Origin of the sequence: Methanosarcina sp. UBA5 (assembly GCF_002505485.1) — an archaeon.
Classification (GTDB): Archaea; Halobacteriota; Methanosarcinia; order Methanosarcinales; family Methanosarcinaceae; genus Methanosarcina.
Window position 1 is genome coordinate 1 of the sequence record NZ_DAVG01000113.1, and the last position, 21,026, is coordinate 21,026.

26 protein-coding genes are annotated in these 21,026 nt (G+C 41.2%); 19 read left to right on the top strand and 7 right to left on the bottom strand.

Going from position 1 to position 21,026, the window contains the following annotated elements:
- Window positions 1-543 precede the first annotated feature (543 nt).
- From BP621_RS14010 to BP621_RS14090, 17 genes are all read left to right on the top strand, one after another.
- Window positions 544-891, top strand: coding sequence for a carboxymuconolactone decarboxylase family protein (locus BP621_RS14010; RefSeq protein WP_292391077.1), 348 nt, complete (start codon window positions 544-546; stop codon window positions 889-891).
- A 396-nt stretch (window positions 892-1,287) separates the two neighbouring features.
- Window positions 1,288-1,779: an NADH-quinone oxidoreductase subunit B family protein gene (locus BP621_RS14015; protein ID WP_292391079.1), complete on the top strand. Its 492-nt coding sequence runs from the start codon at window positions 1,288-1,290 to the stop codon at window positions 1,777-1,779.
- A gap of 418 nt (window positions 1,780-2,197) precedes the next feature.
- Window positions 2,198-2,503, top strand: coding sequence for a hypothetical protein (locus BP621_RS14020; protein ID WP_292391082.1), 306 nt, complete (start codon window positions 2,198-2,200; stop codon window positions 2,501-2,503).
- Between the two features lies 1 nt (window position 2,504).
- The gene (locus BP621_RS14025) at window positions 2,505-3,095 is read left to right on the top strand and encodes a 50S ribosomal protein L15e (RefSeq protein ID WP_292391084.1); all 591 of its coding nucleotides are present in this window, start codon (window positions 2,505-2,507) and stop codon (window positions 3,093-3,095) included.
- On the top strand, window positions 3,092-3,535 hold the full coding sequence (locus BP621_RS14030) for an RNA-binding protein (protein WP_292391087.1): 444 nt from the start codon (window positions 3,092-3,094) through the stop codon (window positions 3,533-3,535). The genes BP621_RS14025 and BP621_RS14030 overlap by 4 nt, the downstream gene beginning before the upstream one ends.
- Entirely contained in the window at window positions 3,528-4,247 is a 720-nt protein-coding gene (gene rnp3 / locus BP621_RS14035) for a ribonuclease P protein component 3 (protein WP_292391089.1), read from the top strand. Before BP621_RS14030 ends, rnp3 begins: the two co-directional genes overlap by 8 nt.
- The gene (locus BP621_RS14040; protein WP_292391091.1) at window positions 4,244-4,624 is read left to right on the top strand and encodes an Rpp14/Pop5 family protein; all 381 of its coding nucleotides are present in this window, start codon (window positions 4,244-4,246) and stop codon (window positions 4,622-4,624) included. Before rnp3 ends, BP621_RS14040 begins: the two co-directional genes overlap by 4 nt.
- An 875-nt stretch (window positions 4,625-5,499) precedes the next feature.
- Window positions 5,500-6,249 carry an archaeal proteasome endopeptidase complex subunit alpha gene (gene psmA / locus BP621_RS14045; RefSeq protein WP_292391093.1) on the top strand — a complete coding sequence of 250 codons (750 nt, stop codon included), beginning with the start codon at window positions 5,500-5,502 and terminating at the stop codon, window positions 6,247-6,249.
- 79 nt (window positions 6,250-6,328) lie between these two features.
- Entirely contained in the window at window positions 6,329-7,021 is a 693-nt protein-coding gene (locus BP621_RS14050; RefSeq protein ID WP_292391150.1) for a ribosome assembly factor SBDS, read from the top strand.
- Window positions 7,022-7,032: 11 nt separating this feature from the next.
- Window positions 7,033-7,815 carry an exosome complex RNA-binding protein Rrp4 gene (rrp4, locus tag BP621_RS14055; RefSeq protein WP_292391094.1) on the top strand — a complete coding sequence of 261 codons (783 nt, stop codon included), beginning with the start codon at window positions 7,033-7,035 and terminating at the stop codon, window positions 7,813-7,815.
- A gap of 74 nt (window positions 7,816-7,889) precedes the next feature.
- Window positions 7,890-9,272, top strand: a complete 1,383-nt coding sequence (gene rrp41 / locus BP621_RS14060; RefSeq protein WP_292391096.1) for an exosome complex exonuclease Rrp41 — start codon at window positions 7,890-7,892, stop codon at window positions 9,270-9,272.
- Window positions 9,256-10,056, top strand: coding sequence for an exosome complex protein Rrp42 (gene rrp42, locus BP621_RS14065; RefSeq protein ID WP_292391098.1), 801 nt, complete (start codon window positions 9,256-9,258; stop codon window positions 10,054-10,056). The genes rrp41 and rrp42 overlap by 17 nt, the downstream gene beginning before the upstream one ends.
- Before the next feature lie 176 nt (window positions 10,057-10,232).
- The gene (locus BP621_RS14070; RefSeq protein ID WP_128506952.1) at window positions 10,233-10,517 is read left to right on the top strand and encodes a 50S ribosomal protein L37ae; all 285 of its coding nucleotides are present in this window, start codon (window positions 10,233-10,235) and stop codon (window positions 10,515-10,517) included.
- 19 nt (window positions 10,518-10,536) lie between these two features.
- Complete coding sequence (locus tag BP621_RS14075) at window positions 10,537-10,674, top strand: DNA-directed RNA polymerase subunit P (RefSeq protein WP_011021777.1); 138 nt, start codon at window positions 10,537-10,539, stop codon at window positions 10,672-10,674.
- 5 nt (window positions 10,675-10,679) lie between these two features.
- A complete protein-coding gene (locus BP621_RS14080) occupies window positions 10,680-11,153 on the top strand; it encodes an rRNA maturation protein (protein ID WP_292391100.1) in 474 nt (157 codons plus the stop codon).
- Window positions 11,154-11,303: 150 nt separating this feature from the next.
- A complete protein-coding gene (locus tag BP621_RS14085) occupies window positions 11,304-11,555 on the top strand; it encodes a KEOPS complex subunit Pcc1 (protein ID WP_292391102.1) in 252 nt (83 codons plus the stop codon).
- A complete protein-coding gene (locus BP621_RS14090) occupies window positions 11,539-11,685 on the top strand; it encodes a hypothetical protein (protein ID WP_292391104.1) in 147 nt (48 codons plus the stop codon). The genes BP621_RS14085 and BP621_RS14090 overlap by 17 nt, the downstream gene beginning before the upstream one ends.
- Window positions 11,686-11,704: 19 nt before the next feature.
- Here the strand turns inward: BP621_RS14090 and BP621_RS14095 are convergent, their stop codons facing one another.
- From BP621_RS14095 to BP621_RS14120, 6 genes are all read right to left on the bottom strand, one after another.
- Window positions 11,705-11,926 (bottom strand): hypothetical protein, encoded by a 222-nt coding sequence (locus tag BP621_RS14095; RefSeq protein ID WP_292391106.1) that lies wholly within the window; start codon window positions 11,924-11,926, stop codon window positions 11,705-11,707.
- Between the two features lie 472 nt (window positions 11,927-12,398).
- Window positions 12,399-12,818: a pyridoxamine 5'-phosphate oxidase family protein gene (locus BP621_RS14100; protein WP_292391107.1), complete on the bottom strand. Its 420-nt coding sequence runs from the start codon at window positions 12,816-12,818 to the stop codon at window positions 12,399-12,401.
- Window positions 12,819-12,964: 146 nt separating this feature from the next.
- The gene (locus BP621_RS14105; protein WP_292391108.1) at window positions 12,965-13,642 is read right to left on the bottom strand and encodes a class I SAM-dependent methyltransferase; all 678 of its coding nucleotides are present in this window, start codon (window positions 13,640-13,642) and stop codon (window positions 12,965-12,967) included.
- A 487-nt stretch (window positions 13,643-14,129) separates the two neighbouring features.
- Complete coding sequence (locus tag BP621_RS14110) at window positions 14,130-14,285, bottom strand: hypothetical protein (RefSeq protein ID WP_292391110.1); 156 nt, start codon at window positions 14,283-14,285, stop codon at window positions 14,130-14,132.
- A 436-nt stretch (window positions 14,286-14,721) separates the two neighbouring features.
- Window positions 14,722-16,083, bottom strand: a complete 1,362-nt coding sequence (locus BP621_RS14115; protein ID WP_292391112.1) for a PKD domain-containing protein — start codon at window positions 16,081-16,083, stop codon at window positions 14,722-14,724.
- A gap of 320 nt (window positions 16,084-16,403) precedes the next feature.
- Window positions 16,404-17,576: an NADP-dependent malic enzyme gene (locus BP621_RS14120; RefSeq protein ID WP_349682086.1), complete on the bottom strand. Its 1,173-nt coding sequence runs from the start codon at window positions 17,574-17,576 to the stop codon at window positions 16,404-16,406.
- Window positions 17,577-18,156: 580 nt separating this feature from the next.
- Between BP621_RS14120 and BP621_RS14125 the strand changes: the two genes are divergently transcribed.
- Entirely contained in the window at window positions 18,157-18,552 is a 396-nt protein-coding gene (locus BP621_RS14125; RefSeq protein ID WP_292391114.1) for a Mov34/MPN/PAD-1 family protein, read from the top strand.
- Between the two features lie 552 nt (window positions 18,553-19,104).
- Window positions 19,105-19,278, top strand: coding sequence for a hypothetical protein (locus BP621_RS14130; RefSeq protein ID WP_292391116.1), 174 nt, complete (start codon window positions 19,105-19,107; stop codon window positions 19,276-19,278).
- 508 nt (window positions 19,279-19,786) lie between these two features.
- On the opposite strand, the gene BP621_RS14135 is transcribed toward BP621_RS14130, so the two are convergent.
- Window positions 19,787-20,029: a hypothetical protein gene (locus BP621_RS14135; RefSeq protein WP_292391117.1), complete on the bottom strand. Its 243-nt coding sequence runs from the start codon at window positions 20,027-20,029 to the stop codon at window positions 19,787-19,789.
- Window positions 20,030-21,026 lie beyond the last annotated feature (997 nt).

The window sequence follows — 21,026 nt, forward strand, 5'->3', positions numbered from 1 at the left end:
CATCAATAGCGTTTACTGCTATTTTTTCTCTTTCGTAATAAAACATTTTTAAAGTTCTGGATAAAATTAAGTTAAAGAAATAATATGGAATTCTTGAGACAAATTTCTGAAGAGTAGTAAAATGCGGTACTTGGTCAAGACCAAGTACCTCTTTTACTTTGCTCATTAAATCAACTAGCTCAACAATTCCACGATAATCTGTCCCAATATATTGAATAAGACAAGAACAAAGTGTTGATGCTGAGTATAATTTCTTATTGAGAACTTACATGAATAAAGGTTCAGTCTGGAAGACTGAACAGTCTTCAGACTAAGTTCACTAAATTTTATATACTTGTTACTGCTACTTTTATTTGAAATCACTTATTTTAGGTGCCCCTACATTTTTGTGGTAAAAAGTGGAAGGAGCTCTTTATTTAACATTTATTTTATAATAACTGGACAATTTAGGATTTCTACAAAGTCCATTATTCTTAATTTAACAGTTAACTCTTTAATATAAAAAGAAATAGTTAATATTAGTCTATAGGTAGGTGGCATAATTTGGCAGACCATAAAACAGTAGCAGAAAATATTGAAAAGAAAATGGGATTTAAGCCCCATATCTTAGAAACTCTTGAAGAACTTGACCCTGAATTTCTTACAAAGTACAAACGTTGTGATGGAAAATTATTATCTGATGGGGCTCTGTCTGCAAAAACAAAAATCCTTATGGCTCTTGCAGTTGTGGCATCTAAGCAGTGTGAGGCCTGTACGGTGGCGCAGATGAAAAGTGCTCTTAATCATGGAGTCACTAAGGAAGAAATCATGGAAGCCATGGAGGTTATCTTTATCACCTCAGGAGCTCCGGCTGTTGCTGCTTGCAGAGAAGCCCTTAAATTATTGAAATAAAGTACTTAAAATATTTCTTCAATTTAATTTTTGTTAATTTGTACTTTCTGTATGGTTGTTCTGTCAAGTTTTTTTCTATCAACCGACTACTTGACAGAGTAGTTTATTTTTTCGTGATTGTGCAGTTTTTAGATATTAACAGAACTTCAACTTGGGTTTTGTTAATCTCATTATATCTTTATTCTCTCTTATTATAGGAAGTAATTTGAACTCTTATTTTANNTAAAATAAGAGTTCAAATTACTAATTGTATTCAATTTTCATCGAGCTCCATAAGATTTTAGATTATTTGGATATGTTTCAAAAGTGCTATTGAGATAGTATACATGGAACGCAGAGTAAACGTAGTAATTCTATACGTTGCTCAGATGAAAACAGCATAAAAGAGAAATGTTTATGGCATTAGCAAAATCCCCATGGATTATACACGTGAACTGCAACAGTTGTAATGGCTGTGATATTGAAGTAATCGCTTGTCTTACTCCTATGTATGATGCCGAAAGGTTTGGTATTTTAAATATCGGTACCCCAAAGCAAGCAGATATAATGGTGGTTACAGGCGCAGTAAATTACAAAAATGTGAATGTGCTTATAAATATCTATAATCAGATTCCAGATCCAAAAGCTGTTGTAGCAGTCGGAGCATGTGCATCCACAGGTGGAATTTTCCATGGCTGCTATAATGTAATAGGAGGAGTGGATCAGGTAATTCCTGTAGATGTATATGTTCCAGGGTGTTGTCCAAGACCCGAAGACATAATTGATGGAATAATGGCAGCTCTTCCTATACTAGAAGAGAAGAAGAAAAAGAATATCAAGGGAAAAGAGGTAAAATTCAAAGGGAATGAAGTGCCGGCGTCAGGTGATACTCTGGGTACACCAAGCTGAGGAAAAAGTGGTGTAACCGACCTGGCTTAGTTATATCAGACCGTCTATTTGTGTTTTATTCTTCGGTTTGGTTTTTATGGTTTCTGTATCTTTTTTATTTCATCTATTATTAGTATTATTTTCTGTTTCTCTTTGTTTCCTTTTCTCCCGCCTTTTTCCTAGTTCCATCCCTATAGCTACCCCAATTCCACTGCCAATTCCAATGCGTATTCCATTCACTAAATCATGAGATAAGTACCCTAATATTATCATGTAATAAGGGATGTAGTAAAATATAAAAATCGGGTTTTCATTGGAGAATTTTCCATGTTTAATATATGATTACTTTGCCTTTATAAATTTGGATATTCCTTTTAAAAGTTTACTCAAGCAAAGATAGCCAGCAAAGCCCTAAATCCTGATTAAAGCCACTAATTCTATGCCGTTATTTGCTAAAGCCGGTGCCGAATTTGAAAATGTTGTAGGAGTTTTACAAGAAGTCAAAAACTTTCCAAAACAAAAACTTTCTAAAGCTTACTTCCAACTTTCTTTGTTTTCTCTTTTCAAATATTCTATCTTTCTGCTCTGTGCATGTTCTTCACTTTTAATCGACCTGTGCACGGGCAAAGCTTTAAATCAGATGATTCAGTTTATCGCATGTTTCATTTTCGGGATTAGGTCCCGTTGGAATGTGGTCCTGCAGGCAGGGCTGAACCGTGAAACAAAAGTGAAACTTGGTGTTTAAATTGGTAAAATCTTTTTACACATACGTACGCGATGCATGGAAAAATCCTGATGAGACTTACGTGAACGAACTCCGCTGGGAGCGCATGCAGGTCTGGAGAAAGCAGGGGTCCGTGACTAGAATCGAAAGGCCCACAAGAATAGACAAAGCACGCTCCCTTGGATACAAAGCCAAGCAGGGCATTGTCGTTGCCAGAGTGAATGTACGCCGCGGAGGGCTTGGTAAAATAAGGCCCAAACGTGGAAGAAGAACCCAGAAAATGGGAACGAATAAGATCACAGGTGGAATGAGCATCCAGAGGATCGCCGAAGCCCGTGCAGACCGCAAATACCCGAACCTTGAAGTTCTGAACTCCTACTGGGTAGGGGAAGATGGAAAGCACAAGTGGTTTGAAGTCATCCTTGTAGACCCACACCACCCTGTAATAAAGAGTGACAAGAACCTAAACTGGATCTGTGACTCGTCTGTGAGGGACAGAGCCGCAAGGGGCAAAACCAGTGTTGGTCGGAAGGGTAGAGGCATGACTACACGCGGCAAAGGTACTGAAAAGACCAGGCCGAGTATCCGTGCACATCAGAGTCGAGGCAAGTGATTCATCACATAATACTGCGTGTGATCGCCCACGCAACCGAAGACGTATCCAGAGTCCGTGCGGCTCTGGACTTTTTTTTATCCAGCGCCGGCGTCCGGGAAGGGAGCAAACTGATTGAAGAGCTCCAGGCTGAAGGGCACCATGGAAATCCCATTACTATCCTGAGCGTGCAGCTTAAAAGAAAGGCAGACTGTCTGAATTTTGCCAGCTTTGTCCGAGAGAGCTTTTCCGAAGAAGATGTAGCAAAGCTGAGGGAAGAAATGCCTGAGAGGCTGGATGACGACCAGGTCTTCCATCTTCGCTTTGACAAGCAAGCTGCATACCTGCAGCAGGTGAGGCTGACTGATTCCTCGGATACGATCACTGCAAAAGTCAAGATCGAGACTTATCCGAAGAACCGGGAAAAAGCTGGAGCTATAGTGGAGGAGTTGTTTGGGTAAACCTAAATTCTACGATTTTTGCGTTCATGCGGTGCCTGATGGGGAAAATATGATTGAGCAACTTGCTGCCCTTGCCTGGCATTTAGGGTACAGTGGGATTGCGCTTGCAAACCATTCTGATAAGCTTCCTCAATCACAGCTGGTATTACCCTCTACTAATGAATTTGAGTTTTTCAGGGGAATTGAGCTTGTGGAGGAAAATCCTTCGAAACTTCATGGACTTATCGGAAAATTCCGAAAGTCTGTAGATGTCCTGATAGTGCATGGAGGCTCTGAAACCGTCAACAGGGCTGCTCTGGAAAACCCAAGAGTAGATATCCTTAACCATCCGGCTTTTGCTAAGAGCAGCGGATTAAACCAGGTGCTCGCAAAGGCCGCAGCTGAAAATGATGTTGCAATCGGCCTGACAATAAGGCCCCTCCTTCATTCAAGAGGGCCAAGACGCGTTCGTCTGTTGTCGGATTTAAGATCAAACCTTGACCTTGCCAGAAAGTATGATGTTCCCCTTGTCCTTTCAAGTGATGCGATGTCCTGTTTTGATCTTCGCTCTCCCATGGAGACTCTTGCTCTGGCTGAAGTCTGCGGGCTTGAAGAAGATGAGGCTTTTGAAGCCATTACTGTTGTGCCTGAAAAAATAATCTCAAGGAACCGCCATGGTCCCGGCTATATCAGAGAAGGTATTGAGGTGCTTAAGGAGGGAGATTACATTTGAAACGCCTGCTTCCTTCGCTTCGTGCTAAAAAGCGCTATCTGGCCTTTGAGCTGATCTCGGAGATGCCAGTCAGCAGGAGTGATCTGGTCAAAGAGGTCATGTCCTCGGCTTCTTCCTTACTTGGAGACGTTACTGCCAGTGAATGTGATATCAAGGTTCTAGGGTTCGAAGACTCGAAAGGTATTATTCAGTGTTCTCATACGAAAGTGAAAGAAACGAGAGCATCCCTGGCAACTCTTATACGGGTCAATGGAAAAAGGGCAACTGTGCATATACTTGGAACCTCAGGTACGATTAAAAGGGCAACCGAGAAATTTCTTCAGAATACGACATTTGAACCCAAAATCAGGATAAAATCCAAAACGTCTGAAGAATAGCCGGGGAGGATTCAGGAAAGCTAAACTGCAGGGTTCAGGAAAGCTAAATTAAGCAGCTTTTCCGATTAATGGCTTTTGTGCCAGTGTTGAGAATCCTCAGCTTTGAGGCTATAAGAAAACTATTTAATAAACTGTCAGGATGCTGTTTGATATATACCATGATGAATGAGTATATTAATGAGTATATTAGTGTAACAAATATAATATCATTGGCAAGGCTGATTGACAAAAAAAATAGCTGGTCCGGAGGAAAATCCAGGCGATTGCAGATCTGATAGGAAGCAGATCGAAACTTGGATGAGTGAAGCGTGAGAGCAAAAATTCTTTTATAGAGGGCTCAAAATACGGTTTTAAGCATCGGAAAAGTCCGGGTTTCACAAGCATTATAACTGAGTAAATACACTTTATTAGCGGACTTAGTTGACATTTAGAACTGGACCTTAAAAACTATTAAAAAGGCTCCTGAAGTGCGCGAATCCAGATTCTGGAATACGTACTTTACAGGGTAGAAGTTTTGCAGGGTACAAGTGCCTTTGAATTCCCTGTAACTGGGGTATTTCCCGCAGGTTTCGTCCGAAAAAAGTCTTTCAGGATTGAAAGTTCTAAAAAGAAGGTTAAAAACTCTAATAAGGAAGAAATACGTAATAGGAAATCAAAAGTCGGTTTCCTTACCTGAATGCTGGGTCGGGGACTTTAAGCTCCTGAATTTTCGGGATATCCTCGCAGCAGTTCATGATCACTGACCAAAGCCTTTTTGGGGAAGGCAGTGATTTAGCTGACGAGCCTGCGGACAGAGATCCTTTATAGGAAAAAGACCGGTTTCTAGCCGGGAAGATAAAAACAATATAGAATAAAAATTAAGGGAGATACGGAATATGCAGATGGCACCACAGATGGGCTATGACAGGGCAATTACGGTTTTCAGCCCTGATGGAAGACTTTTTCAGGTAGAATATGCCCGCGAAGCAGTCAAGAGGGGAACAACAGCCGTGGGAATCAAGGCAGCTGATGGGGTAGTACTGCTCGTTGACAAGCGAATAACCAGCAGGCTTGTGGAGGCTCAGTCAATTGAAAAGATTTTTCAGATTGATGACCACATAGGAGCTGCAACCTCAGGGCTTGTGGCAGATGCCCGTTCCCTTGTTGACAGAGCCCGTGTAGAAGCGCAGGTCAACAGGGTTTCTTATGACGAACCCATAGGTGTAGAGGTCATCTCCAAGAAAATTTGCGACCACAAGCAAACTTACACCCAGTATGGTGGAGTTCGCCCATATGGGACTGCACTTTTGATTGCAGGCGTAGATGACAACCTGCCAAGGCTCTTTGAGACTGACCCGAGCGGTGCTCTTCTGGAATACAAAGCGACAGCCATAGGAGCAGGCAGAAACGCGGTCGTTGAGGTCTTTGAAGCAGAATACAGGGAAGATATGAATATTGATGCGGCGATTCTCCTCGGCATGGACGCGCTCTACAGAGCTGCCGAAGGCAAGTTTGATGCGTCTACCCTTGAGGTGGGTGTTGTGTCGCTTCAGGATAAGAAATTCAGGAAATTAGTTCCTGAAGAAGTTGAGAATTATGTTCAGCAGATCCTTGTAAAACACAAGGAAACTGAACACAAAGAATAAAATCTATATAATATTTGAGAATGAGTACTCAGAGAATCTTCGGATTCTCAAAATTATATTTTGGAGAAGGTATTTGAAAATGGTGTCCCTGGACGAGGCAGTGACTGCGCGGCTTAAAAGAGGCAGCAAACACTTCGAAGTCCTGGTCGAGCCCGAAGGAGCTCTGGCCTACAAGCGAGGAGAAGACGTAAGCCTTGAAGATATTCTGGCGGTTGAAACTATCTTCGAAGACGCAAACCGAGGGGACCGAGCAGCAGAGTCCGAAATTCTCAATGCTTTTGAGACAACGGATCCCTTCAAGATTGCTGCCGTGATCCTGAAAAGCGGAGAGCTTCAGCTCACTGCTGAACAGAGAAAACGTATGCTTGAGGAAAAAAAGAAAAAAGTTATCTATACCATTTCCAGGAATGCGATAAATCCCCAGACAAAAGCACCGCATCCTCCCGCACGGATCGAAAAGGCGATGGAAGAGGCAAAGGTGCATATAGATCCCTTGAAAAGCGTGGATCAGCTGGTCAATATCACTATGAAAGCCATTCGCCCGCTCATACCTATACGCTTTGAAGAGGTCAGTATTGCTGTGAAAATCCCTCCCGAATATGCTCCCAAAGCATACGGAGATATTTCCAAGATAGGAAGCATTACAAAAGAAGAATGGCAGCGTGACGGCTCCTGGATTGCGGTGGTAAGAATTCCTGCAGGAGTCCAGACTGATTTATACGCTCTTATAAATCATCTTACGAAGGGAGAGGCTCAAACTAAACTTTTATAAGAGGATGTTGGATGGATAAAAAAATAGTGATCCCTGGTGACCTGCTATCCGAGAATTCGAAAAAAGCCGGATACGGGACTTATGTCAAGAACGACAAGATTTATTCTTCATTTTGTGGTATTGAAAATCTCAAAGAGGATAAAGTTGGAGTGATCCCTCTTGCGGGAGCTTATATCCCTTCCGTAAATGATGTGGTGATCGGGATCGTTATTGTGGTTACGCCATCCAACTGGATAATGGACATTGCTTCTCCTTATGACGGCTTGTTCCATGTATCCGAATACCCCCGAAGAGTAGAATCCCGGGAGATGCATGAAATTATGGACGTAGGCGACTCTATAATTCTTAGAGTAAAAGACGTAGACGATTCCATGAAAGTCGAGCTTGCTCTCAGGGATTCGAACTTCCATAAACTTAAAACAGGCCAGATTGTAGAAGTTGAGCCTGTGAAAGTCCCACGTGTGATAGGACACGGTGGTTCCATGATCTCAATGCTGAAGAAAGAAACAAACTGCAGCATTTTCGTTGGCCAGAACGGCAGAATATGGATCGATGGAAAGGACGATGATGTGGAGCTTTTAAGTAAGGCCCTCAGGAAGATCGAAGCCGAAGCCCAGCGTTCCGGATTGACAGATAGGATCTATAACTTTTTGAAGAATGAGCGGAGCAAGCAGAAAGAGCCAAAGCCCGCCAAGTTTTTTAAAAGTGGTAAGAAAGAGGCAAAGTTGCCAAAAGAAGATCATTCCGAAGAGATTTACAGGAAGATTGATGTGTTGCTGGATCCGAATAACTGAATTCCGGATAGTCATGAGGGATTTTAGGGAAGCTTCTTTAAAGTAGTTGTTAGGAGTTTTTTGGAGATTAAAGTATGAGTGATAAACCTGAAAAATTAATCACTGACGATGGGCTGCGCCTTGACGGGAGGCATGCGGATGAGATCAGGCCCATGAAAATTGAGATCGGCGTACTTTCGCGAGCCGACGGTTCATGTTATCTTGAATGGGGAAGAAATAAGATCCTCGTAGGCGTATTTGGCCCGAGAGAGGTCCACCCCCGACGTTCACAACGTGCAGATACTGCGGTTATCCGTTACAAATATAATATGGCTTCTTTTTCCGTGGAAGACCGCGCCAGGCCAGGACCCAGCAGAAGGAGTATTGAAATTTCAAAAGTTTCCAGGGAAGCTTTTGAGCCGGTGATTATGGCAGAACTTTTCCCGAAAACCGCAATCGATATTTTCGTGGAAGTCCTTCAGGCGGATGCAGGGACAAGGACAGCAGCAATTAATGCCTCGAGCATAGCGCTTGCAGATGCAGGCATTCCGATGAAAGGCCTGGTTACTTCCTGTGCTTTTGGAAAAGTCGACGGGCAGATAGTGCTTGACCTCAACAAGGAAGAGGACAATTATGGTGAGGCCGATTTCCCTGTTGCAATGACCCAGGATGGAGAAATTACCCTGCTCCAGATGGACGGAAATCTCACTCCTGATGAAATTCGAAAAGGCTTTGAGCTTATAAAGAAAGGCTGCAAAGAGATCCTTGAGATTCAGCAGGCAGTGCTGAGAAAGAAGTTTGAAACGCCTGTAGAAGAGCCTGAAGCCGAGGCCTCAGAAGAGGCTGAAGGGTCAGAGGCTGAAGTTGTAGAAACGGAACCTTCTCTTGAATATGCTCCTGAAGCGGCAGCCGTAGAAGAAATTATTGAGGAAACTGAAGAGCTTTCCGAAGAAACTGTTGAAGCATGTGCTCTTAATGAAGAGGCTCCCGAGTGCGAGAAGCTTGAAGAGATTATTAAAGATGCCGAGGCTGAAATCGTAGAAGGGGAATCTATAGAGGGAGCAATTGAAGCAGAATCAGAAGAAGAAGTTGAGAAAGAGGCTTTTGAAGAAGAAGCTGATTTTGAAGCTGCTTTCGAGGCTTCATTTGAGGAAGTTTCTGAACCTGAGGAGATCGAAGAACCTGAGCTCGAAGAAACCGAAGAAGAAACAGAATTCGAGCCCGAGGTCGAGGAATTTGCTGAAGAGAAAATTCAGCCTGAAGAAGAAACTCAGCCTGAAGAAGAAGCCGAGATTGAAGAAGCTGCTTCAGAAGAAACTTTTGAATCCGAGTCAGAGATTGAGTCCGAAGCCGAGTCTAGGAAAGAGGCTCCTGCCGAACAGACCGTAGAAGAGCCTGAAGAAGAAAAGTGCAAAGGCCCCTGGAAGGTAGTAAAAGACCCCTCTGAATCCGGAAGCAGAGGTGAAAACGATGAGTGAAGTTATTGCTACGCTTAAGAAGGACTATATTTACAACCTTATGATTAAGGGAAAGCGTCAGGATGGACGCGGATTTAAAGATTTTAGGGATATCAAGCTCGAAACGAATGTTATCTCGAAAGCCGAGGGCTCGGCAAAGGTAACTCTGGGAGACACCCAGGTTATTGTAGGAGTTAAGCTTCAGACAGGAACTCCTTTTCCGGATTCTCAGGACGAAGGCGTGATTATTACTAACCTGGAACTCAACCCTATTGCTTCTCCGGAGTTTGAGCCAGGCCCACCCAGAGAAGAAGCAATCGAAATGGCAAGGGTTGTAGATAGGGGAATCCGGGAATCGGGCGCAATTGATATAAAGAAGCTTTGCATAACCGTTGGAGAATCCGTCTGGATCGTCTTCATAGATGTCCATGTCCTCAATGATGATGGAAATGTGATTGATGCGTCCTGCCTCGCTGCTATTGCGGCCCTTATGACCGCGATTGTCCCGAACGAGCAGCAGGGAATCGGTACGAATGTTCCCCTTGCCATGAGAGAGATACCTGTGGGCGTGACTATTGCCAAAATCGGGTCAAAGCTGATGGTGGACCCCTCACTGGATGAGGAAGCTGTTTGTGAGACAAAATTGACTGTAGTCTCAAGTTCGGACGGATCGGTTGCTGGCATGCAGAAAATGGGATCTGCTCCATTCACCGAGGCCGAGGTGCTGGAAGCAATAGATATGGCACGTGAAAAGGCAGCCGAACTCAGGGAACTTTACCTAGAAGAACTGGTAAAGCGGGAATGAGTCAGGCAGGACTAATTAATTATAAATATTAAATGCCATATTACGGTCTAAGTACACGTGCAATAGGTAATGAATGGAATCTGATAATCTGAGTTTCAGGGACCTGACCCGTGAGCCAGCAGGTTCTTAGTTCAATCACTTTGGATTAAACATTTACATTTTAAGGAGTTATAACGATGGCAAAAAAGTTCACTAAGAAAGGAAGGATTTCCAGATCAGCAGGCAGATTCGGTCCAAGATATGGAAGAAAGGACAGAAAGCTTGTTGCAGATCTGGAAGAACGCATGCGAGCTCCGCATGTATGTACAAAATGTGCCAGGCCTACAGTGAAGAGAATTGGGACTGGTATCTGGAAATGCAGCAAGTGCGGGCACACCTTCGCTGGCGGAACTTACATTCCCTATACCAGTGTTGGTCAGACTCTGCTGCGTACGATGAAGAATGTTGCTGAGGCAAAGTAAATCTTAAGGTTGTGGTTGTATGGGTTATAAATGCACTCGATGTAAACAGAAAGTGGAAATCGACTACGAGTACACAGGTATAAGGTGTCCGTACTGCGGACACAGAATCCTGGTAAAAGAGCGTCCTACAACCATTAAACGCATTAAGGCCGAGTAAGGAGTATGCTTGTTACTTCTTCTCGCAAACCTTCTGCAAGGACCAGGACGCTTTGCAAGTTACTTTCGCGGTTTATAGCCGGCAGGTGTATAACGCGCGGAAAAATGGGCATGCAGGGAATGCTGGAGTTTGCGGATGGAGGACCCCTTATAGTTGTAGGAGAGTACCACGGAAATCCCGGGGAACTCAGCTTTTATGATGAAGCCGGAAAGCTCCTGTTCTCGCTCAGGTTTACAGACTGGTATTCTAAGGAACTTGATTCCTACTGGTTTTCAGATCTCGAACCCACACTAACAGGCCATGGAGAGCTTGCGGATGCCTTTGAGGCTTTTTTCCACTTTCAAAGGGTTGAAAGTGATAAAATTGATCAACTTCCTCCCAGTTCCACTTTAATAGTGATTGGGGAAAAAGATATCGATTTTGTGGGCAGTGGAAAGTCCCTTTTTAAACTTAATCTCCGAGGTTTTAAAAAGTATTGACCTCCAAACCCTTATATTTAGAGCCGAATTTTGTAAATCGATTTTTTATGTTAAGAATCTTGAGACTGATTTTCAAAGGAAATCGCAAACCGACTTTTCCCTTATTCGCTTCAAAAACATTCAAAAAGGAGATTTATCAGGAGGAATTTCTTGAAACTTTTCGCAGAGTTTATTTTTGAAACCGAAACTGCAGAAACGATCTACAGGGCTCTCCTGCCCGAACTCGATGATAACTTTTCACAAAGATCTGCAATAGGCCTTTCCCTTGAGGATGCGAATAAGCTGGTACTGAGCGTAAAAGCTGAAGATGTGGTTTCCCTGCGTTCAGCACTGAATACCTGGTTCAGGCTTATCCAGATTGCTCAGGAAGTTCTTGAAACCACGTATGAAGTCAGTTGTTAGTCCCGCAACCCTTTTTAAAAAACTGCTGACCGAAAACCTTTTGAGAAAAGGTTTTATCGAAAACCCTAGCAGCGGCGTGATCAACCGGCGCAACGGTTGCGGCACAATGGTTGCGGGTCAACGGTTATAGCTCTCGATTTCCTTGAATTTTATTTTTGAAGTGCCTCTCTGAATTTTTTAATATTCTCTATAGCTTTTCTCTTTAACTTAATCATATTTTCCATTTCGCTTATTTTCATTTCCATCCATTGGATTTTCATATCCAGCTTCATTAATGCAACTTCTTTTTTCTGTTCGTCAGTCAGCATTTCCCAAATTTCAGGCATCGAGCCGTGATGCATTTCACTTTGTCCCATCATTCCTTCGTGCATGTTTAATTACCCCATCTATATAAAAATGATTTAACTGGCACCTGCTGTCATCAAGCAAAGATCCATAAATCAGGAAAAAGTCTCTTGGTGTCATAAAGAGATTATTATTACTGACATATAATAACTAGAGAAATATAAATTAGAATCCAATAAGAAATGAAAACAGAGTTTAAATAGGAACATGTGGCAAAAGATATACTGTAAATTTTATATTTCGTTCGCAACTGACCCGGAGCATCTGGATACTTAAGGTGAGTGATGGTTTTTTCCTGCTCTTCATATCACCCATATCGATTGCAACAGATATCAACTATATCAAGTTTTTTAAGTCTTGAGGATTATTTTGAAAACAGTAAAAAAGTATCCGGAAGGAGTGCAGATTCGGAAAACAAATTAATTGTAATCTTTTAAGGAAACCTGTAAACTTTTAATCTGTAATCCTTCCACTATTCAATTCTGCAAATTATAAAACTCAGATCGATTTCTCCCATCCCTGTCCGAAATCTACCAGGGGTCTGACCTCATAGACTTCAAAGGTCAGTGCAGCGTGTATCATTTTCGCGCCTTCTTCACCTACGAACTTTGCAGCCTCACCTCGAATCGTATCAAGCAACTCCCCGGACGTCGCATACTCTTTAAGTTTCATATAAACCCTGATGCCTTTCCAATCCGTTATTGACTCTCCGGTTTCCATGATCGTATACATAGCATATGGATTTTCCTGAAGATTTGCGAAGGTGCGATTATCAGCCGTTGCCGCTACTACAGTCTTTTCATCGATCATTTGAGGCGAGCCAAAGACAGCTGAATCGACCCGGCCGTCAGTGCTGGATGTGCTGAGGACGCCAAGCCTGGGCGATTTGTTAAAATATTCTATCAAGTTTGCTGACATATTTTATCTCCTTTGCATTAGTATTACCATTAATCTTTAAAAAATATAAACTGAACGTTCCGGATCTTTAATTTTCGGCGGGCATTTTTTATATTTTTGCAGAGCCCGTAAGGTAAGGGGAGGATAGAAGCCAGTAAATCGTTAATTTATACAATCTTTCTCCCAAACATAACCACAAAATGATAGAACTTATAGATACAGCTAACATCATAAAAGCCGGCTTCCTTAAGCCAGTTCATTTGTTGATCCAATGTTGATTCCTTATCAAGCTTAATTCTTTCATAACCATCGAGGATTTCTTCGTCGGACAAAACACTGTCCTCGATATACTGCCTCCAGATTTGTTTATTCAGGTTTTCTATGAAAAGAGTCTCTCCATAGACCTGATCGGCGTTAATAAAAATCCCGTTTTGTTTAAGTAGAAAATAACTTTTTTTATAAATTTCTTTTTTACCACTATCTTCCAGATGATGGATAGATAGCGCCGACACTACCATATCATATTTTTCCGCGAAATGATGCTTTGAACAATCGGCTACAACATATTTTACGTTTGGATTATCCCTGAATCGCTCTTTTGCCATATCCAGCATTTTTTCCGAGATATCAATAAGAGTAAACGATGCCTCTGGATACCTCTCCATCAGGAATGCCGATAAAAGGCCAGTTCCAGCTCCGATGTCCAGTATATCCGGACTTTCCGTGTTTACGGAAGCAACGGATACCGGTACTCTATAAAAGTCGTCGAAGCAAGGTATAAACTTCCTTCTCTGTCCATCGTATTTTTTTGAAATATCATCAAATCTTCTTCGAATTTCGCTCATATTTATCCCCAAAACTTTGCATTCCTAATGGCTTTTTTCCGTTGTGTTGCATAAGCTTAGTGTTTTTTCTTCCTATTGAATATATAAAGTATTCTTTCTCCTTATGTTGCATGCACTTTGTACCACTGATACAATTTATAAAGTTCTTATACAAATCAGAAAGTATTCGCGGAGATAAGGAAGCTACAAAAAGGTTTCTAGAAACTTGAAAATAAGCAGACAATAAACAGACAACACAAAAAGAAAGTAGCGATCAGATGGAAAGAAAAAACTATAGAGGAAAAACTGTGCAGGAAAGAAAGTATGCAGGAAAGAAATTAGTGACAAATGGATTATGAAATTAAGTCTTCAATATAGCTTTTTGGAACTATTTCCCTTGGAACTATTTCCCTTGGAACTATTTCCCTTATATATCTGAGGAGACCCCTCGTTTAATTTTTTATAATATTCTTTTTATATTCTTTACTTTTTTATTTTACGATTTTATTCACTCTTTCAATTTCATTGGCTCTCCGCAGCAGTCAATATCGCCGACACAGCCTGTAGAGCAACTATCGTCTGTGCACTCACTTATCACTTTAAGTTCAAGCCCGCATCTCTCACAAACAAGAGTTTGACCGTCCCTCAATTCGCTGCAGTTCATTTCAGATCACCCCGTAATATATGACAGAAAAATTATGTAATTTAAGTTCAAATTGTTTTTGAAACAATAGTTCTGAAGATTGGTCTGCGAACTGAGAACTGAGAGAAAGAGTTAAAAAAAGTTATGAATTGAGCTGACTTGCCATACTGCAAGTAACAGATGTATTCCTAGCAGCACCCTTGGTATATTTTATGGCAATGAGGTTCTCAGGAAGCTTATATTCCAGCAAACTGTGGGTTTACTCGATAAAAATAGTAATCGCATTACTTTTTACCTTAATCCTTTTTACTGTTTTCTCAACTTGTGATCTGGCTGGATAACTGTTCTGTTTTTCGAGCTTACTAAAGAGATTCATAAACTGGATTTTTGGATCTTTATCAAAAGAATAGGGCTTTTTTTTCAGCATTATAAGGCATCTATTAATTTTGGTACAGCTTCATGTTGATTTTCTAAATAAATAGAATACAATTATTCCAAGAATCAAAAGATTAAATCCAGAAGGAATCGGTCGGGGGGCACTTTGTACCTTTATTTTACTTGTCTTTATATCCGTTCCATTTTCGCCGTTGCTTGCTGTTAACGTTACTGTATACTTTCCAGTTGCAGAGTAGGTATGAGTTGGATTTCGCTTGGTTGAGTTAGTTCGGTCTCCAAAATTCCAGTTCCATCCAGTTGCATTTTCTGATAGATCTGTAAATTGCACAGAAAGGGGGGCATAACCGGATGTGACATTGCTACTGAAATTCGCCACAGGTGTTTTGATTTCAGGTTCATCTCCTGAGATAGTACACATATAGATGTTGGAGCTTCCATTGAAAGCATCCTCCCACACTATCTTGTTCTCATAAATCGCAGGAAATTCCTTAGACGATTCACTGTTGGTAATCTGAATTTCCTTGTGAGTGGAGAGATCGTACACGTAAATGTCCGAGCTTCCATTACGCCCGTCCACCCAGACTATTCTATTACCGTAGATAGCAGGATCCTGTGCTGATCCGTTTGTGGTAACTCGAGTTTCTGTGGAAGTAGAGATATTATACATGTAGATATCCCAGTTTCCATTACGCCAATCGTAATACACTATCCTATCCTCATAAATAGCGGGGTGTGCTGCTGATCCATCGGTAGTTATCTGAGTTTTCTTGTGAGTGGATAGATCATAAAAGCAGATGTCACGGGTTGGAGTCTTTTTATGGGTGGAAAAATTAGATGTGTTACTATCAACCTGAACATTGTCATCTCTAAAGACATGAAAATCTTCCCATGCTATAATATTACCATAATTAGCAGGACTAAATATCATTGATTCACTGTTAGCAATCTGACTTTCCTGGTTGGTGGAAAGATTGTACATTTGAACACTACTACTGTAGTTCGTCCACACTATCCTATCCTTATAGATAGTAGGGGAAGTCGAGTACGAACCGTTAGTGGTAACTCGTGTTTCCTTGTGAGTAGAGAGATCGTACACGTAGATATCGGGCTTCTCAAGACTAAAGTTTCCATTACGCCCATCCCGCCAAACTATCTTATCATTATAGATAACAGGTGCTTCCGCTGATCCACTGGTGATTACCTGAATTTCTTTGGAAGTCGAGAGATTATACATGTAGATATCAGTAATTACCCCGGTTCCATTGTCGTTGCGGTAATCCTGCCATATTATCTTATCACCGAAAATAGCAGGCCTCTCTGCTAACCCACTGGTTGTAATCTGAGTTTTAGTAATTGTGAGTGAAGTATCTTGTACAGTAGCTGCAAATGCCACAGATGAAAAGAGGATTAAAAATGTAACCAAAAATATTGATGCTAAAAAAGCTATATAAAAATTTTTATTATATCTCATATGTTCCATTCCTTAATACTTAACAAAAAATAGACAATCTTCACTCGCAACTAGTTCACACTTTTTAATATTTTTATATTCTTCCCTTTAGACTTAAACTTTATTAAAGTATTAAATTTAAAAATATTTAGTCATAATGTAGATAGAAATAGATAGCGTCGGAGCTAGATGATTCAGTGCAAAAATTTAAAAATATACTTTGAGAGTTTAAAAGGATTTTAAAAATTAGGAGATATATTCACAATTGTGTTTTCTAAGTAAATTTAAGTCTTTCAGATGCGGTCTTCATGACTTTTTCTTGCAACACAACTTTCAAGCGATGCACTTGCAACGGCTTTCGCAACCGCCGGCACAACACGCCTGTCAAGGGGGTCAGAAATTATGTAATCTTCATAAAGTTCGCTTAGTGTTACGACCTCTGCAAGCGCATGAGCCGCAGCCATTTCCATCTCAGGTGTTATTTTCCTTGCACAGGTGCTAAGAGCTCCTTTGAAAACTCCCGGAAAGCTCAGGCAGTTATTAAGCTGATTTGGAAAGTCCGATCTGCCTGTAGCAACAATCCTCGCTCCTGCCCGCTTTGCAGCATCAGGCATTATCTCAGGCACAGGGTTTGCCATGGCCATTACAATTGCATCTTTTGCCATGGACCGAACCATTTCCTCACTGACTATACCTCCCACAGAGATACCAATAAAAAGGTCAGCGCCCGGTAAAGCATTTTCAAGCCCTCCTTTCAATTTTTCAGGGTTTGTGAGCCTGGCAATTTCCTCTTTTACAGGGTTCATGCCATTTTCCCGGCCTTCATACACGAGCCCTTTGCTGTCGCAGGCAAGAATTCTTGCTGGGTTTGCTCCTGCCCGAACCAGGAACCGGAAAATTGATACTCCTGCAGCCCCCAGGCCTGAAATCACTATATGGAGTTCATTTAACTTTTTATTCACAATTTTAAGGGCATTGAGGAGCCCGGCGAAAACTACAATGGCTGTCCCATGCTGGTCATCGTGCATAACTGGCAGATCGAGTTCTTCACGCAGCCTGCCCTCGATTTCAAAACAACGAGGAGAGCTAATGTCTTCAAGGTTAATGCCTCCGAATGCAGGAGCCAGATACTTTACTGCTTTTATCACTTCTTCGGTTTCCTGTGTGTCCAGGCAAATTGGAAAGGCATCAATGCCTGCAAATTCTTTGAAAATTATTGCCTTTCCCTCCATAACAGGTAGTGCAGCATAAGGTCCTATGTTCCCAAGCCCCAGCACTGCCGATCCATCGGTGACAACAGCAATAGTATTTCTCTTCAGGGTATAGAGGTAGACAAGTTCCGGGTCCTTGACTATCTTTCTACACGGCTCGGCAACTCCTGGCGTATAGACGATGCTGAGATCGTGTATTGTTTGAAGGCTAACTTTACTGGCAACCTCCAGTACACCCCCAAGCTGTCGGTGCATGGCAAGTGATTCCCGATACAAGGATGTGTGTGGATCATTGCCTTTTTCCTGGTATTTTTCCAGATCCTTTACTGAATCCTTTTCCAGATCCTTTACTGAATCCTTTTCCAGATCCTTTACTGAATCCTTTTCCAGGTCTTTTCCGGAATTCTTTTTCAGATAAGTTTCCAGCTCTGAGGACGAGTGCATATTCTTGATCTCAATACCCCCTGACAATACTTAATGTTGTAGCAAAGCCTTAACGCGATTAAGTTCTAAGAAATAAAACTTTCTGACAATCTTACTGTTGTGAGCGAAGCCTTAGTCCTATTAAGTTTTAAGAAATAAAACTTTCTGTGTAATAGTCTACGCAGGCCGTAGATATACTCACTAGATAGAATTGTGAAACTGGTCCACTGAACCAACCGACCTTAACTGACTGAACTGAACCTGCTGCCTTAATTCTACGTTTACCAACAGCCTTTTCAATCCCAGGAATTCCCGATCTGTTGAATTGCGGAAAAACTCAGCTGGCGAGAGTTAATGCATTCAGCATTCGTTACCGCAGAAAAGATATACCTTTTCAGAAGAATAATCTTTTATGCAAATTAAAGGAATAGCCCGTGATACCCTTAATTTTATCCTGGAGGCGAGTAAATCCATGGCTCCTCAGGAATTTGCCGGACTGTTGCAGGAAAAAGACGGAATAATCACTGAAGTTCTGATATTACCTGGCACAGAATCCAGTGATTCGAATGCCGTTTTCAGGCTTTATATGATGCCGAACATTAAAGCAGCAGGCTCGGTCCACAGCCATCCGGGCCCGAATCGCAACCCCTCACAGGCTGACCTGCACCTCTTTTCGAAAACAGGCAACTGCCATATCATAGTGGGTCGCCCCTATAATAATCAAAGCTGGACATGTTATAATAGGGAAGGAAAAGTAATCGAGCTCCCCGTGCTTGATGTTGAATTTGAGGACTACGAAGAAATTTGACTTAAGAACCAGCTCGGAAAAATTCTTCCCTCCAGAAAAAGTTTATCGCTGCCGGAAAGCGTTCATCCATTCAGAAGCACATTTCTACAAATTCGATCATTAACAAAAACGCAATACTGAGAAGCTGACAAGCAGTATCAAATAACCTACAGATAGCTAGCAAATAACCGATAGGGAGCCAGCAGATAGTCATCAAACAGTTATTAAATAATCAACAAATAGCTGCCAAATAGTCAATAAGTAGATACCAATAATCTCAAATAACCGAGGCAAGCAAACAGCAAATAACCGGCAAAAGCTTTCAGGATATAAATATAAATAACTTTAGGTAGTTATTGTAATTTTTCGGCTGTTGGCCGGATACGAAACCCTACCTTCATTCTGCTAGTCTACCAAAAATGTTTTATTTACAGATACATATTATTTAGAGGATACATCTCTGTACTTAAGATATCCGAAGAGAAGCGATCTCTTGCTTCAGAGGCTGTGTCCGGGCAAACACTCTGGGACTAAGACCAGATGGCCTTCATATATCTGGAGGTAGTAATCCGAATGCCTACATGCCAAGATTGTAGATTTTATACGGCTATTGATGAGCTAAAAGGCGAATGTTTCAGCCTGGGTTTTGAAGTGCACGGTAAAACTGATTCCAAGAAATGCCCGGAACGGGCTTTCAGGCCAAACAAAGGCCCCAAATCTAGAAAATCCGGAGCACATAATTATTAAACGTGAAAAATAAATGGCAGAAAAAGCTCAGAAGAAAGAAAGAGCTCAAAAAGAGGTTTAAAGTGTTAAAATGAATTGAAGCGAACCTCCAGCCCTGGCATAAATTCTGGTGTGCTTGAATAACTTCTTTTTTGCTTGCCAGAATCAAACGAGCTTAAAAGAGATCTCATTAAATTTTTTGTTTTGTATCTATTTTTACTCTCATATTCCACAGTGCCACTCATAGAAATTCACATATTTTATGTGATTTTTTCAATTATCCAAATTTTTGCTATAATCTGGCAGGCACGGAAAAAAATCTACTTGATAGTTTTTGATAGATTATAGCTACCGAAAATAGGGAAAATATATGTACCTGCATTTGTAAACGCTTTCTTGAGCTCAACCGTTGACCCGCAACCGTTGCGCCGGTTGATCACGCCGGATAGGGTTTGGGATTAAGGTTTTCAAACTCAAATGTTGCTAGGGGTTTTCGCTCAAGCCTTTTTTGAAAAAGCTTGTATTTTAGTTATTTACTTCTTTTAATTTCTTCCAGTATGCTCTTCTGAATCTCTGCAATCTCTTTTAATGTTGAATTGATTTCTGTCATTAGTTCTGTTGTGTTTTTTGTTATCTGGGCTTCCGGAATTTCCGCAGCGGAGTTTTCGTTTTGCTCCAGTTCTTCCTTCTGGAGTTCCCGTAAGAGTTCTCCCATTGCTCCGAACTCACGGCTCTGGTCAGGGCTGGCTATTGTTTTCTCTTCCTGATTCATGACTCTAACAATGCTACAAAATGTAGAAATAATTTCCGATATGCTACGACATCTATTTTTATCCGGATCAAACAGTCCGAATTTCCGGTCTGGACTTGAAGTCTGGATAGAAAGTCTTATTTTTATTTTATATGTAAAAACTTCCAATAAATTAAATAGAACGTGACTAAAAAAAGTCTTCGTTGGTTTTAGTAAGTCACGTATAAATAGAACTATAGCATTATATCTTATGGGTAGTGGGGAAATAGTGCGTATGCAAGGGATCTCTCTAAATTGAATAAAAACTCTTTCATGATCCCCACACCCTACAAACTATAAAATAGAAAACTTATTTGGAATCTCTCTATTCTTGTTCTATTTTTCAGTATTTTTCTGCGGGGTAGCTTACTTTTCAAAAGGTGGTTAACCAATTAGGAGCAAGGTCGCTGAGAATAAGAAGTACTACAAAAACCATTATAAGCAAAAGGAGTCAAAATATCGCCAGTAAGGATTTTCCATGCTCATGTTGTGTACAAACTTACCGCCCACAATATAGAGATAGAACTGGTAAATTCCGAAAACCCAGCCGACAAAAGGAATCCAGATGAGTGATGAGGCAGCAGATGAGTAAAGTACTAATTTCGCAGTACCCTAATAAGTTTCCTTTCTTCCAACTGCTTTATAAATAATATAAAGTATTGTAGTGTCGACAAAAAGAGCAGTAATGCCTATAAAGGGTATCATAACCGCAATCATCGGTGCCGCATAAATGAATTTTCTAACCTCATCCGTTTCTGGAGTAAAAATCAGGTGAATAAACACGCTTATGGACGCACTGACGGTCGCAAGAATGAAAGGCTCAAGGTATCCCCGGTCTTTGGCATTTCCCTGTAAAAATCCTATGGTTTTGCATAATCTCTTTCCAAGTATTGGCGTAGTGTACTATGAATAAAGATTTTTGTACTCACATATATCAAAACGTAAATTTATATTACAAAAAATGGGATCGAAATCAATT